Below are 13,480 nucleotides of genomic sequence, written 5' to 3'. Positions count from 1 at the left end.
ACGAGCGACGGGGACGGACGGGGCCTCGACACGGGAATCAGCACCGCCGCACCAGGTGTTTGCGAACCGCCCGCTGGCAGTCGGCACAGACGTCGTCGAGCCGGACGACGGTGACGAGCACCGGGTGGTCGATCGGGAAGTCCTGGTAGCAGTACTCCAGGATGTGCCGGTGGCGGACCCCCAGTTCCGCGCCCTCGCTCGTCGTCCCCTGGAGGAACGCCTGCCGGTCCATCGCGAGCGCCTCGCAGCGATCGCGGTCGCTCGCGAGCCGCTCGTGGCGACGCCGGAGCGCGTCGAAGCCGAGCTCGGAGAGGGGCCGTTCGTCGGCCTCGACGATCCAGCCGGTGATCTCGTCGACGACGTCGGCTGCGGCCGCGAGCTGGGCCGCCTCCCGATCGAGGGCGCGACGGAAGACGGCGGCTTCAGCACGCCGCTTCCTGGCCTCTGAGACGATTAGCTCCACCAGCCCAGGGGAGAGTGTGGTGTCCGTCGTCGGCGCGAGCGCGACCGCGATCGAATCGGAGAGCTCCGACCGGATCGTCTCGAGGAGCGGCTCCGGATCGTCGAGGTCGTCGACGCTGTGGGGACGGACCGTCTCCGCGAACGCCGACCGGACCGCCGCACAGCCGTCGTCGTTCGGGGACGAGGTCCGGGCGAGCAGCCCGTTTGCGGCCGTCGCCACCGCGCCCGTCGTCGACGGCGCCGGCGAGAGCTCCTCGACCCGATCGACGAACGAGTCGAACGCCGCTTGCTTCGCCTCGACCGCGTCTCGCTCGGCGTCGATCCGATCCCGTGCGCGATCGACGTGCGTCGTCACCATCGCTATGCCCTCCGTCGAATCGGCGCGCTGGCGAGCCCGCGTGGCGGCGTCTCGTCGGCCAGCGTCAGGCGGAGCTTCCAGCCCACGTCGAGGGCGACGACGTCGAGCGTCGCCGGCTGCCAGTCTGGCTGGCGTCGAAGCAGTTCGACGACGACCGGGAGCACGGGCAGCCGTCCGTCACGCGGCGACAGCACGTAGCCGTCCACGAGCGCGACGACGGATCTGGCGCCATCGGGGTCGGCGGACCACCGCGACCGGGCGTGGCCGGCGAGCAGCCCGCGCGCCTGAAGGTCCTCGAGCGTCGCCGAGAGCGGCCGGTCCGTCGGCTGCGGTGCGGGCAGCCGGTCGGCGGCGTCCGCGACGACGGCGGCCTGCTGGCGCGGAGAGAGTTCTCGGTCGATCTCGGCCGCCATGCACTCGAGGAGACAACAGCAGAGCTCGTCGGGATCCTCGACCGCCTCTGCAAGCTCGACGTAGGCGTCCATCACCGCGGACTCCACGGCGTCGTGGCCGGCCGCCGAGAGCGCCTCGAACGCCGCGGCGACGACGCGGTGGCAACACTCGACGAGCGCCGATCGCTCGCCGGAACTCGCACTGGCCGCTGGCGTGAACCGACCGCTATCCCCCGCGTCACCGCCAGCGCGTCGGTCCCTCCCAGCAGTGGCCGTCCAGACGCCCCCACTGCGCCCGTCGGATTCGGTCTCGCCGGCCTGGCAGGCGACGACGTCGTAGTAGGGGAGCTGGGGATCGTACCGGCGGAGCGCCGCGCGGTACTGCTCGGTCGCGGTCGCGGCTGCGCGGGCACACGCCCTGCTATCGAAGCGGAGGTCGGCCGCCGGCACCGGGCGATCGCCGGTGCGAGCGCAGACGAGGTAGTAGCTCCCGTCCTCGCTGGAGAGCGCCTCGACGGCGGAGCGGATCTCGCCGAGCGTCGTTCCGATCACGAACGGACCACCTCCGACGGGCGGGAGCGCGGCCGAACGCCCGGTTGAGTCCCAGTGCGTGTCATGGCTCAGAAATCGCCGGCGACGACGTCCGCGACCTGCTGGCGATCGAACAGTCGTTTGCTCTCGGGGACGTCGGGGAACGACTCGACGTCGAACGATCCGAACGCCTCCGGATAGAGCTGCTGGGCGACCATCTCCGTCTGGAGCAGATTGACGAGCGGTCCCTGGGACCCGTACGCTCCAGGGTAGACGTCGCCGTTCTCCACGGCCGTCAGCCGACTGCCCGCGGAGTGGGCCTCGAAGGGTTCGACGTACTGCTCACGGAAGGCAGCGGGCGAGAACTGGTCGCCGCCACCAGTCGTTCCGATACCCCAGTGGACGACGATGACGTCCGGATCGAGGGCCAGCAGCAGTTCGTAGTCGATCGACCCACCTGCTGCCGTCTCGGCGGAGAAGACGCTCCCGACGCCGAGGTCGCGGTACGGTTTCGTCTCGACGCCCTCCGCTTGCGTGTGCATCGGGTAGAACGTTCCCTCCGCCGGACTCGACGCGCTGTTGATGAGCGCGATCGACGGCCGCTCGTCCTCGGGCGGCAATCGGGACTGGACCTCCGCCTGGACGCTATCGTGGATCTCGGCGATGGCTTCGTAGCGCTCGCGCTCCTGGAAACACTCCGCCAGCCGCTCGAACGCCTCGTACAGGGAGTAGAGCCGGTAGTCGTGCCACTCGCGTCGCCGCAGGATGTTGTTGCCGAAGAAGGGTGCGACCTTCTCCGCGATCTCCTGCGTGTCGGACTCGTCCCACGTGCTGTCCCAGCCGGTGGCGTGCATGTAGTTCGGGTCCATCAGGATGACGTCCGGCTCCTCCTCGTAGAACACCTCCTTGTCCCAGCTGGTGGTGTCGAGGCTGGCCGTCTCCGAGCGCGGCGGAACGTCCAGTCCGAAGGGCTCGAAGAGGAACCCGGGGGTCATCGTCGTCGCCGTCAGGAACCCGTCGCGCTGCCCGAGGGCGAACGCCATGTCGGCCCACTCGCCGTTGTTGACGATGTAGGTCTCCGGCACCGCCTCGAACCCGACACAGCCCACCGGCTCGATACAGGCCTGGTAGCGCTCCGTCGCATCGTCGCCGGAACCGTTCGAATCCCCGCTCAGACAGCCGGCGAGTACGCCACCGCCCAGGACCGCGCCGCCGTACTTCACACAGTCTCGTCGCGTCGGTGCCTCGCGCGTGTTCTCGTTGTCAGTCATGATCAGAACCCTCCGTTGACGACGTCCGCGACTTCCTCGCGATCGAACAGCTGCTCTCCACCGCCGACCTCCCCGAACTCCCCGGGGTAGAGTCCCTTGGCCGCCTGCTCGAGCTGGAAGAGGTGGATGATCGGCCCCTGGTAGGTCAGGCCGCCGTAGACCACGCGGTCGTTCTCGACGGCGGTGAGCTGGCTGGCGAGGTCGTGGTCCTGCATGTGGGACGTGATCTCCTCGTCGATGTAGGACTGGGTCACCTCGCCCTGGAGCCGGATCGCGATCACGTCCGGATCGATCTCGATGAGCCCCTCGTAGTCCAGCGTGCCGCCGCCGGCCTGCGCGTCCGTGACGCCCGCCTGCGTCAGCGCGCACTCCACGCCGAGGTCGTTCCAGTGCTTGGATTGGGCGCCATCGCCGATCAGGTACGGGTAGAAGGCGTCCGGTGGCACCTCCGCCGGGTAGAGGATCGCTACGCTCGGCGTCTCGTCGGGCAGGCGGGCCTGCACGTCCGCGAGGACCTCGTCGTGGTAGGAGCGGAAGGCCTCGAACCGTTCCTGCTCCTGGAACAGCTCGGCCAGCTTCTCGAAGGCCTCGTAGAGCGAGTAGTAGGCGTAGTCGTCGTGCCAGCCGTAGGCCCGCGAGAAGATCGTGTTGCCGAAAAAGGGGCCGACGCCGTCACCGATCTCCTCGACGTCGCCCTGGTCCCACCCGATCCGGTTGATCATGAAGTTCGGATCGATGACGTGGACGTCGGCGTCGAGTTCGTAGAAGATCTCCTTGCCCGTGCCGCCCTGCCAGAGCTCGGTCAAGCCGGATTTGTCGACGGAGACGCCGGGTAGCTCCTCGTAGTGGTGGGTCCCGAACCGGGCCTTGACGCCGATCGCCGAGAGCCCGTCGGCCTGTCCGAGCGCGACGCCCATGTCGGCGTAGTCACCGGTGTAGGGGAACCACGTCTCGGGCACCTCGTCGAACTCGACGGTGCCGACGGGCTCCATCGAGACCGAGTAGGGGCCGGACTCGCTGGCGTCGCCGTCCCCGGTGCCCCCGTCGCTCGCGGAGTCGTTTCCGTTCGGCTCGGCGTCGCCGGTCTCGCCGTCGCCGGCCTGGCCGTCGTCGGTCCCACCGTCGTCGTTCCCGCTCAGACAGCCGGCGAGCAGGACGCCGCCGACGGCAGCACCGCCGATCTTCACGTACTCTCTCCGGGTCGGTGCTCCGACCGGGACCCCGTCGTCCTCGGTCATGGCTACAGATCCCCGTTGACGATCTCCGCGACGCGGTCGCGGTCGAACAGCTGCTCCCCGGCTGGAATCTCGGGGTACGGATCGCCGTGGCTGTATCCCGGCCACTCGCCGAAGGCGTCGGGATAGAGCTGCTTGGCGGTCATCTCCAGCTGGAAGAGGTTGGCGAGGGGTCCCTGGTTCCGCGTCCCTTGCGTGTAGACGCGTCCCTCCTCGACCGCCGCAATCTGGCTCGCCGCCTCGTGAGACTCCAGCTCCGCGCGAACGTCCGAGATCTTCGGTGAGCCCGACATCGGACCCAGCACCAGGAGCACGTCCGGATCGGCGTCGATGAGGAGTTCGTAATCCAGCGTGATGTTTCCGCCATCGGCACCGTAGCCCGAGCCGACGGCGTCGGCGAGCGCGTCCGTCGCACCGAGTGGTCTGGTGTGGGCTGCGTAGTATCCCGGATGGTTGAGCTTGTAGCCCCAGATACTGTCACTCGACGTAGAGAACAGTACGAGCGCGGCGTCCGGCCGCTCGCTCTCGGGCGGCAGATCGGTCTCGATCGTTCCCAGCAGTGAGTCGTGAACCTCCGCGAGTGCCTCGTAGCGTTCCTGCTCCTGGAACACCTGTGCGACCTTCTCGAAGATCTCCCAGAGCGTGTAGTACTCGTAGCTTCCCGCCCAGGAGTCCGGCGGGCTCTGGTGCGTATCGCTGAACGTGTTCCCGAACCAGGGTGCGACGCTCTCGGCGATTTCGTCGACGGCGTCGCGATCCCACCCGTCGGCCGATTCGACCTTCGCCGGGTCCGCGAGATGGACGTCGCTGTCGAGTTCGTAGAGCATCTCCTCCGCCGGTGGCCACGAGGAGTACAGTCCCTCCCAGTCGACGCTCACGCCGTCGAGGTGGTGCGTGAACTTTCGCCACAGCGACTGGTAGTACTCCGGTCCGTGTATCGCGTTGATCGCGTCGCCGTAGCCCAGCGCCAGCGCCATGTCCGCGTGGTGTGTCAGAATCGTGAACACGCTCTCGGGCACCGAGTCGAACGTCACCTCACCCATCGGCGCCATCTCGACGGTGTAGCTACCGTCGCCACCAGTCGAGTCGGTCTCGTTCCCCGATCCGCCATCCCTGTTGCCGGTTGCGGTGTCGTCGGAATCGCCAGAGTCGTTCCCGCTCAGACAGCCGGCGAGCACGCCACCGCCCAGGACTGTGCCACCGTACTTCACGCAGTCCCGTCGCGTGGGTGCAGCGCGTTCCGTGCCGGCGTCGTCGCGAGCCATGCTCAGAACTCACCCCGGATGATCGCGGCGACCTGGTCGCGATCGAAGAGCGCCTCGTCCTCGGGGATCTCCGGGTACGGCCCCTCCGCGTAGTAGGGCCACTCGCCGAAGACGTCGGGATAGAGCTGCTTCGCGGTCATCTCCAGCTGGAAGAGGTTCAGGATCGGTCCCTGGTACCGGGCGCCCTGGGCGTAGACGCGGTCGTTCTGGACGGCGGTGAGCTCGCTGCCGACGTCGTGGTCCTCGAAGCTCTGCCGGATGCCTTCCATCCCCGTGTCGGGGTGCATCCCGCCGAGCGCGAAGATCACGTCCGGATCCGCCTCGAACATCGTCTCCATGTCGACCGTCGACTGGGAGGTGACCTCGTCGCTGAACGCGGGATTGGGCTTCAGCGGTCGAACGTGGGAGCTCAGGAAGCCGGGGTTGTCGAGCGTGTAGGCGTAGATGCTCTCGATCGAGCTCGCACCGATCAACACCGCACTCGGGCGCTCCCCCTCGGGCGGCAGATCGGCCTCGATGGTCGCCAGCAGCGAGTCGTGGATCTCCGCGAGCGCCTCGTAGCGTGCCTGCTCCTGGAACACCTGCGCGACCTTCTCGAAGATTTCCCAGAGCGTGTAGTACTCGTAGGCGTCGCGCCACCCGCTGGGCGCCTGGGTGTGACGATCGCTGAGCGTGTTGCCGAACCACGGACCGACGCCGTCGCCGATCTCCTCGAGATCGGACTTTCCCCAGTCCGAGAGCTGGGCGACGCTCGCGGGATCGGCGAGGTGGACGTCGCTGTCGAGGGAGTAGAGCTTCTCCTTGCCCGGCTCCCAGGAGGAGTACAGCCCCGTCCAGTCGAGTGAGACGCCCTCGAGGCGCGGCGTGAACTGGTTCCAGAGCGCGTCGTAGTAGCCGGGTGCGTGCATCGAGTTTACGTCGTTGCCGCGACCGAGCGCGAAGGCCATGCCGGCGTGGTGGGTCAGCCGCGTGAAGATGGTCTCCGGGACGGTGTCGAACTCGACCTCGCCCATCGGCGCCATCTCGACGGTGTAGCTGCCGTCGTCACCGGTCGGATCAGACTCGTTGCCGGATCCCCCGTCGCCGTCACCGCCGTCGGCGGCGTCGTCCGAGTCGCCGGAGTCGTTCCCGGACAGACAGCCGGCGAGCAGGGTGCCACCCACGGCCGCACCGCCGAGTCGCACGTACTCACGTCGGGTCGGTTCCACACTGCTCCACTGATCCCGTTCCATGGTTTTAGGCTTGCCTAAATATTTAAATGCGTTTCGATTTCTTAGGCCAGCCGAAAAACGCGGCGCCACGGTGCGGTCGTACGGCGACGTCCCGGAGCGGAAGGCAGCGCATTCGCTCAGCCCGGGCGGACAGTCCCAACGTAGCGCCGTCATCGAACTCCAGATTTGATCGGACGAACCCGTCACCGTCCGTCGGTTGGACCCCAATCGAGGGTCGGCAATCCGATACCGCAGTAGATGGGCGCTCCGGCAGCGTACGCAGGAATATGGCCGGTTTTTGATATTGCGTTATACGATATACTATATAAATAACGCCAGCTGCGACGGGACGTTTTCGCTGTGTCAGGCTCCATTCGATCATCGTATCGGGCGGCACTAATGCGATTACGAAGAACGTGCGTACAAAATTCCCTGCACTTGCAGGATCGAATTCCAATTCCAGACGGAATCATTGCCACAGCAACCAACGACTTATCTCTCGTTAGGCCCAATTGGTCCGTGAATCCCTATGAGAACCAAGATCGCAGCTCTCGTCGCACTCGGCGCCGGCGTACTGACCGTCCGCACCATCCGCAAGCGGCGAGCGGAGGACGAAGCGCCCGACCCGCGCACCGAGGCCCGGGCAGAAGCGAACGAGGCGACCGACCACGCGACGGCGGCGCTCTCGCACGCGCGAACGGCCGGCGGGCACGCTGTCGAGTATGCACGCGGCGAGATCGAGAACGCCGACGTCCCGGCTCCACGCGAGACCGAACAGACGAGTCCCCGACTGCTGCAGCGGCTGCGGTAAGAAGCGTCCACACGATTCGAGGGACCGGACGGCCTCGCGGCATCGGGACCACCGTAATCCTCCCGACGTTTTTCCGGCCAGGCCGTCGACTGCCCGTATGCCACCACTCTTCCTCGGCGTGACGGTCGGCGTCCTCGTCTGTCTCGTCACGATCAGCGCGTTCTTTTCGAGCAGTGAATCGGCCATCTTCTCGCTCACCGACGACTGGATCGACGAGCACGAGCGAACCGACGATCCCCGCGTCGCGACGCTCCAGGCGCTCCGGAGCGATCCCCACCGGCTGCTCGTGACGATCCTCGTCGGGAACAACGTGGTCAACGTCGCGATCGCGAGCATCACGACCGTCGTCGCGATCGAATATCTCCCGGCGGGCAGCGCCATCACGGTCGCGACGGTGGTCGCGAGTTTCGTCGTCCTCGTCTTCGGCGAGATCGTCCCGAAGTCCTACGGGCTGGGCCAGTCCGAGCGGTGGTCGCTGGTCGTCGCGACCCCGCTCTCGATCGCCGGCCGCGTGCTCTACCCACTGGTCGCCGTCTTCGACGCCGTGACCCGCCGGGTGAACGAACGGATCGGCGGCGAGACGCGAATCGAGACGGCATACCTCGAGGAGTGATCAGTCTGGTCAGGGGGCGATTTCGACAGGGGGACGCGGTGACAAACCATATGACGCGATATGAAATGATTGCGTGTAGCCGTCCCGCCCAGTTCGAGCAGTCTTCGGCACGCGACGCCGCTGAGGTCGGTCTGTCACACCCAGTAGGCGGACGATCGGCGCGACGGGACCGGCCGTTCCCTGGCGATCCAGACTCACTCGGCCTCGAGCCAGTCGGCGATCGGCGTCGACGCGGCTGCAGCGGCCTCGAACTGGCTGTCGAGCCACGCCCGGGCGGCGAGGGCATCGGATTCGACGAGCACCGTAGGAAGACCAGTGTTGGGATCGTGCCCCGTGATCGAGACGTCATCGTCGTCGACGGTGAAGGAGAAGGGAATCGCGTCGTCGGGGGCGACAGAGAGCGAGACGTGCGGGCGCTCGATCGAATCGAAGAACGTCTCGTCGGCGACGGTCGCGTGGGCCTCGAGCGCGCTCTCTGCGAAGATCCACTCCAGGCGTTCGACCGCGTCGATCATCGAGACGGCGTCCTCCAGCGCCTCGGCATCGTTGATGCTGGCGCTGACGCCGCGAGCGCGGTCGGCCGCCTCGAAGCGTTCGATCGCCCGCTCGACGACCCGGTAGGGGTTCGAGGCGTCGACGGTGGTCACCCGTGGATCACCGAGCAGGTGGGCGTTCGCCCGGAGCTCCGGGGAGGGGATCGCGTCGAAGAGCGGACCGAGCCGTTCGATGGAAACGATCGCGTCGAGAAACGAGTCGGCGGCACCGGCGAGTGCGATCCCACGATCCGTCGTTCGATAGCCGTCGGTGGTTCCTTCGAGCCAGCCGCGCTCCTGGAGCTCGACGGTGGCCCGATAGGCGGTCGTCCGTGAAAGCCCGGTGCACTCGACGAGCTGCCGGCGATCGAGGGCAGCCTCAGCGCAGGCGTCGAGCACCAGACGGCGACGAAGCACCGCGCGACCTGCATCCCCCTCCCCCTCTTCCATGGGATCGACTCTCGTGGCGACGACTATAACGGTTCACACTCGGACCGGCTGTTCAGGGCTGAACAGCTGGCTCATCGGTGGCTATAACCTCGGTATCGGGCAGTTCTCGTCTATGCGTACCAGGGGAGTCAGGGTGGGTGTGCTGGTGGTAGCGTGCTGTCTCGTCGGGCTCGCAATGGCGTCGGCGCCAGCCACGGCGTCGGGGCCAGAGGGAATGGAGGGATCCGGGACCGCGAGTGACCCATACGAGATCACGAACGCGACGCAACTGCAGGCGATGGAGAACGATTTGGATGCCCACTACGTGCTCGTCGAGGACGTGGACGCGAGCGCAACAGCAGGCTGGAACGGCGGTGCGGGTTTCGATCCGATAGGCACCAGCGGCAACGAATTCAGCGGCACCTTCAACGGTAACGGGTACACGATCGATGGGGTCACAATCGATCGCTCCGGGGTGGCTATCGGGTTGTTTGGAAGCAACAGTGGGACGATAACGAACGTCAGTCTCGCCAATGTCGCGTTTACTGGCGATCCCGACACCACCGTCGGTGGCGTCGTCGGAGTCAATGTGGGAGTAGTCTCCAAATCATCCGTTGCAAGCGGCGTGGTTGAAGGGGGACACGGGGGAGGTATTGCTGGCGAGGTTTTGAACGATGCGAGCGTGTCTGACTCGTACGCGAACGCCACAGTCACTGCCCAAGAGAATGCGGGCGGGCTCGCCGGAACAAACTACGGTGCAATATCAACCAGCTACGCAACAGGCGTCGTAACGCTCGGCGATACCGACGATCGGGTCGGTGGCATCGTCGGCTACAACCAGGGGTCGGTTTCGGATTCGTACTGGAACCAGGACAGCGACGGCGACGCGACGTCCGGCGTCGGGAGGAATGCCGACACCGTCACCAATGTGGCTGGCCTTTCGACCGGCGAAATGACCGGCGCGAATGCCACCCAGACGATGAACGGCCTCTCGTTCGATTCGACCTGGACCGCCATCGATGGCGACTATCCCGTGCTTTCCAGCCAGGTCGAGAGCTACGACCTCGCGCTCGCGAACGACGAGATCGCAGTCGACGGCGGTCCGACTGACGCCACGGTCACCGTCACGCTCCGGGACGGAACGACGAGGACCGCGACGACCACCTCGACCTACGCCACGGGCGGAAACGTCTCGGTCGCGGCGGACGGCACCGTCACCGCAGACGCCTACGGCCCGGACACCGTGACCGCCACTGCTGGTGGCTTCTCTGGTGCAGTGGCTGTCACCGCGCTCGACGCCGACTACGAGGTCACGTTCACCGATGCCCCGGCTACCGTCGCTGCTGGGGAATCGTACTGGATCAACGCGACCGTCGAGAACGTCGGGAACGACGAGGGGTCCGACAACGTCTCACTGACGTTCGGCAACGCGACGATCTACGACGAACCGACGACCGTCCCTGCTGGCGCGGCCGAGCGGATCGCGGTCGGGTACGAGATTCCGGAGGATACGGCCATCGGAGTGGTCGCCCTGAACGCCACGACGCCCGACGACCAGGCGACCCGGAGCGTCCACGTGAACAGCACCGAGACGCTCTCGGGTACCGTCACTGACGGCGTCACCGGCGATGCGCTCTCGGGCCTGACGGTCACGATCGACGACGGTACCTCGACGAAGACGAGCACGACGAACGCGAGCGGCGCATATTCGATCGAGATCCTCAACGCCTCGAACGTCAGCGTCTCCGCGACCACGACGATGGACTGGGGCGAGGGGGCCGTCGCGATCTCTGGCTCGAACGCGACGACGATCGACGACGCGACGACGCTCGATCTCACACTCTATCGGACACTTCCCGGAAACGGCACCGAGAGTGATCCCTACCGGATCGACACGGCCGCCGAGTTACAGACGGTGAGTCAGAATCTGTCGGCGAACTACACGCTCGTTGGCGACGTGGACGCGAGTGGGACGGCCGCCTGGAACGACGGCGCGGGCTTCGAACCAATCGGGCAGGACGACGGTCGCTTCTCGGGGACCTTCGACGGCGACGGCAACGAAATCGAGGGGCTGACGATCGATCGGCCGGGGGAAGACAACGTCGGGCTGTTTAGCGAGACGAACGGCACCATCCACGACGTGGCGCTCTCGAACGCGTCGGTCGTCGGAGACCAGACCGTCGGTGGCCTGGTTGGGTTGGGCCACTCGGATGGCATGATTCGGAACGCGACGGTGAGCGGAGACGTTCGTGGAGATTGGTGGGTCGGTGGATTGGCCGGAGAGACCTATCTTCCCGTCACGAACGCCTCTGCTAGCGCGAACGTAAACGGATCCGGGAACGTCGGCGGACTCGTGGGGACCGTGAATAGCCTCGCACCGATCGATCGTTCGTGGGCCAGCGGGACCGTAACTGGGACCGACAACGGCATCGGTGGACTGGTCGGAAGTACTGTTGGAAACCCGTCCATCACCAACTCGTGGGCGAGCGGCGACGTGATCGGTGTCGGGGCTACCAGATACGTCGGCGGATTGGGTGGGAATATCGAACCGGACCTGTCGAACGTGAGCGCCACCGGTGACGTGACGGCGCCGGACGCCGACAACGTAGGCGGGCTCGTCGGGGCGGCAGGCGCGGGAGAAATCACGAACACGTGGGCTAGCGGGAACGTGACCGGCGACGAAGACGTCGGCGGGCTGATCGGTCACGGGTACGAGACCTCCAGATCGTACGCGACCGGGACCGTGACCGGCAACGCGTCGGTCGGCGGGGCCATCGGATACGTCTCGTCCTACGGTTCGACTATCGACGTCTACTGGGATGCCGACGCGTCAGGGCAGAACACCTCCGCCGGCAACGCGACCGGGCTCACCACCGCGCAGCTGACTGGCGCGGCAGCGAACGGCTCGCTCACGGGCTTCGACTTCGAGAACACCTGGACCCTCACGGACGGCTCCCCACGACTCCAGGCAGCCGTCGAGGGGCTCGATCTCTCGATCAACGACGCGTCGCTGCAGCCCGGCGACGCTGCGACGGTAACGGTCGCGCTCGATCTCGTCGGGGGCGAAACTGCGACTGCGACGACGGTCGCGAACTACACGGTTTCGGACTCCAGCGTCGTCGCTGTCGACGAGGGCGCGATCACCGCGGTTGGTGCGGGTACCGCGACGATTTCGGCGACGGTCGCGGGCGTGAACGATTCGGTCACGATCTCGGTCGACGCGCCGCCATCGGAGGGTTCCGACGACGATTCGGACGGGCCCACGACCATCGACCTGCTCGACGACGGCCCGGCTGCCGGCATCGAACTGGCCGTCGAAAACGCAAAGCAGGGCGACGTGGTCGTCCTCGACGGAGAGACCGCTGGGACCGACGACGGCGGGATCGTCACAGCGGGGAACGCCTCGATCGACGCGATCGAGATCGAAATGGGACAGGACCGGGACTTCACGCTGACCGCCACCGGCGGTCCAGAGCCGCCTGGAGAGTTCGGGTCAGCGACGGGAACGGCGCCGCTCGGCACGCTCGATATCGAGCACGATCTCTGGCCCGTCGACGTCGAATCGGTGACGTTCACCTACACCGTCCCGCGAGCTGCGCTGGAGGAAAGTGCGGCAGGGGACGGGATCGGTGCGGCGCCCGAGGACGTCGCACTCCACCGGCTCGCCGACGGCGAGTGGCAGCGGCTCTCCACGACCGTCACTGGCGGGAACGACACCCAGGTGACCTTCCAGAGCGTCTCGCCCGGCTTCTCGACGTTCACCATCGGCGCGGACGCGGCCGTCTACGAGGTCGCGGAGTTCGCCGCCGCCGAGACCGTCGCTGTTGGGGAAACAGTGACCGCGACGGCGACCGTCGAGAACCAGGGCCTCCGGAACGGCACGTTCGAGCGGGCGGTCGTCGTCGTCGACGGCACGGTCGTCGACACCATCTCCGTCGCCGTCCCATCGGACGGAACCGCGACAGTGAACGCGACGCACGCCTTCGAGACCGCGGGAACGCACGAACTCTGTCTCGGAGGGACCTGTACGTCGGTGACGGTGGCGGAGGAAACCGGCGGTTCCAGCGACTCGACCGACCCAGGGGACCGCGCGGAGGGCGATAGCGGGACCGACGATAGCCTCCCCGGATTTGGAGTACTCGTTACGCTGTTCGCGATCGCTCTATTGGCCGCTGTGGGGCGACTTCGTCGGGAATAGCAACCGTCGAGAGTCGGGTCGGCCGCTCGCGTACGGGTTTCGAGTGCAGCGTGCGTAATCGATTCGACTACTAGGGAAATCAATCGCTAACCGCGGAGTGACTTGAACAGCAGACAGCTTGGATACCGGGAGATCGCAGATCTCCCGACGTCGCGGGCGTGGCCCGCGACA

Annotated in this window: 10 protein-coding genes; 3 read left to right on the top strand and 7 right to left on the bottom strand. The window is 66.7% G+C overall.

What is annotated here, in order from left to right; genetic code table 11:
* Positions 1–37: 37 nt before the first annotated feature.
* The 6 genes from ACZ5KP_RS09415 to ACZ5KP_RS09390 all read right to left on the bottom strand — a co-directional run bounded on the left by ACZ5KP_RS09415 (position 38) and on the right by ACZ5KP_RS09390 (position 6,746).
* Positions 38–820, bottom strand: coding sequence for a DUF7260 family protein (locus ACZ5KP_RS09415; protein ID WP_460922095.1), 783 nt, complete (start codon positions 818–820; stop codon positions 38–40).
* Between the two features lie 2 nt (positions 821–822).
* Positions 823–1,764, bottom strand: a complete 942-nt coding sequence (locus ACZ5KP_RS09410; RefSeq protein ID WP_460922097.1) for a DUF7551 domain-containing protein — start codon at positions 1,762–1,764, stop codon at positions 823–825.
* Between the two features lie 68 nt (positions 1,765–1,832).
* The gene (locus ACZ5KP_RS09405; RefSeq protein WP_460922099.1) at positions 1,833–3,014 is read right to left on the bottom strand and encodes an ABC transporter substrate-binding protein; all 1,182 of its coding nucleotides are present in this window, start codon (positions 3,012–3,014) and stop codon (positions 1,833–1,835) included.
* A 2-nt stretch (positions 3,015–3,016) separates the two neighbouring features.
* Positions 3,017–4,252 (bottom strand): ABC transporter substrate-binding protein, encoded by a 1,236-nt coding sequence (locus ACZ5KP_RS09400; protein ID WP_460922101.1) that lies wholly within the window; start codon positions 4,250–4,252, stop codon positions 3,017–3,019.
* Positions 4,253–4,254: 2 nt separating this feature from the next.
* A complete protein-coding gene (locus ACZ5KP_RS09395; RefSeq protein ID WP_460922103.1) occupies positions 4,255–5,514 on the bottom strand; it encodes an ABC transporter substrate-binding protein in 1,260 nt (419 codons plus the stop codon).
* 2 nt (positions 5,515–5,516) lie between these two features.
* A complete protein-coding gene (locus tag ACZ5KP_RS09390) occupies positions 5,517–6,746 on the bottom strand; it encodes an ABC transporter substrate-binding protein (protein ID WP_460922105.1) in 1,230 nt (409 codons plus the stop codon).
* Between the two features lie 508 nt (positions 6,747–7,254).
* Here ACZ5KP_RS09390 and ACZ5KP_RS09385 point away from each other — a divergent pair.
* Together ACZ5KP_RS09385 and ACZ5KP_RS09380 are read left to right on the top strand one after the other, a co-directional pair.
* On the top strand, positions 7,255–7,536 hold the full coding sequence (locus ACZ5KP_RS09385; RefSeq protein WP_460922107.1) for a hypothetical protein: 282 nt from the start codon (positions 7,255–7,257) through the stop codon (positions 7,534–7,536).
* 97 nt (positions 7,537–7,633) lie between these two features.
* Positions 7,634–8,149, top strand: a complete 516-nt coding sequence (locus ACZ5KP_RS09380; protein WP_460922109.1) for a DUF21 domain-containing protein — start codon at positions 7,634–7,636, stop codon at positions 8,147–8,149.
* A gap of 194 nt (positions 8,150–8,343) precedes the next feature.
* On the opposite strand, the gene ACZ5KP_RS09375 is transcribed toward ACZ5KP_RS09380, so the two are convergent.
* Complete coding sequence (locus ACZ5KP_RS09375; protein WP_460922111.1) at positions 8,344–9,132, bottom strand: helix-turn-helix transcriptional regulator; 789 nt, start codon at positions 9,130–9,132, stop codon at positions 8,344–8,346.
* 661 nt (positions 9,133–9,793) lie between these two features.
* Between ACZ5KP_RS09375 and ACZ5KP_RS09370 the strand changes: the two genes are divergently transcribed.
* Positions 9,794–13,309: a GLUG motif-containing protein gene (locus ACZ5KP_RS09370; protein WP_464761831.1), complete on the top strand. Its 3,516-nt coding sequence runs from the start codon at positions 9,794–9,796 to the stop codon at positions 13,307–13,309.
* Positions 13,310–13,480: the final 171 nt, after the last annotated feature.

It is taken from the genome of Salinarchaeum chitinilyticum (assembly GCF_055390775.1).
The sequence above is the reverse complement of the archived record's forward strand: the minus strand, read 5'-3'. Positions and strand labels throughout refer to the sequence as shown.

Excerpts from the sequence above, each read along its gene's own strand:
- ACZ5KP_RS09395 (WP_460922103.1), bottom strand. The coding sequence starts at position 5,514 with ATGGCTCGCGACGACGCCGGCACGGAACGCGCTGCACCCACGCGACGG.
- ACZ5KP_RS09405 (WP_460922099.1), bottom strand. The coding sequence starts at position 3,014 with ATGACTGACAACGAGAACACGCGCGAGGCACCGACGCGACGAGACTGT.
- ACZ5KP_RS09400 (WP_460922101.1), bottom strand. The coding sequence starts at position 4,252 with ATGACCGAGGACGACGGGGTCCCGGTCGGAGCACCGACCCGGAGAGAG.
- ACZ5KP_RS09375 (WP_460922111.1), bottom strand. The coding sequence starts at position 9,132 with ATGGAAGAGGGGGAGGGGGATGCAGGTCGCGCGGTGCTTCGTCGCCGT.
- ACZ5KP_RS09380 (WP_460922109.1), top strand. The coding sequence starts at position 7,634 with ATGCCACCACTCTTCCTCGGCGTGACGGTCGGCGTCCTCGTCTGTCTC.
- ACZ5KP_RS09385 (WP_460922107.1), top strand. The coding sequence starts at position 7,255 with ATGAGAACCAAGATCGCAGCTCTCGTCGCACTCGGCGCCGGCGTACTG.
- ACZ5KP_RS09390 (WP_460922105.1), bottom strand. The coding sequence starts at position 6,746 with ATGGAACGGGATCAGTGGAGCAGTGTGGAACCGACCCGACGTGAGTAC.
- ACZ5KP_RS09415 (WP_460922095.1), bottom strand. The coding sequence starts at position 820 with ATGGTGACGACGCACGTCGATCGCGCACGGGATCGGATCGACGCCGAG.